This window comes from Colwellia sp. RSH04, assembly GCF_003545765.1.
In the GTDB taxonomy this organism is placed as follows: domain Bacteria; phylum Pseudomonadota; class Gammaproteobacteria; order Enterobacterales; family Alteromonadaceae; genus Colwellia.
The window spans coordinates 1-534 of sequence record NZ_QXIO01000060.1 but is presented as its reverse complement, the minus strand read 5'-3'; the positions used below and the strand labels follow the sequence as shown (position 1 = coordinate 534).

Here is a 534-nt window from a genome sequence, read left to right as displayed (position 1 = left end):
ATCTCCTGCGTAATCGGTTGCTTGCGCCCAACTACGGGGCGCCGCAATAGAGCCGTTGCTGGCAGACGTTATGCCTTCAACCGCTCCGCATGCCAGCGCATGTGATCTTCCATGAACGTCGACACGAAATAGTAGCTGTGATCATAGCCAGTTTGGCGATGAAGGGTCAGCGGGATCCGCGCCTGCAAACATGCGCGCTCCAGCAGGTCGGGGCGAAGTTGTTCGCTCAGGAATTGATCGGCGTCACCATAATCGACAAGAAAGTCGGAAAACCGTGCACCATCCTCGATCAGCGCAACCGCATCATACTTGCGCCATGCTTCAGGGTAGTCGCCGAGATAGCCGCCGAGCGCCTTGATGCCCCAAGGTACTTGTGATGGCGCAACGATCGGCGAAAAGGCGCTCGCGGCGCGATAGTGATTGGGACGACGCAGAGCCATCGTCAGCGCCCCGTGCCCACCCATCGAATGACCGAGGACCGATTGACGAGCCGGGTCAGCGGGAAAATGCTCTGCGATCAATCCAGGCAGTTCC

Annotated in this window: 1 protein-coding gene; it reads right to left on the bottom strand. The window is 58.8% G+C overall.

Annotated elements, in window-relative coordinates; genetic code table 11:
- Positions 1-68 precede the first annotated feature (68 nt).
- A partial coding sequence (locus D1094_RS18480) for an alpha/beta hydrolase-fold protein (RefSeq protein ID WP_259338005.1) occupies positions 69-534 on the bottom strand: 466 nt, incomplete at its 5' end.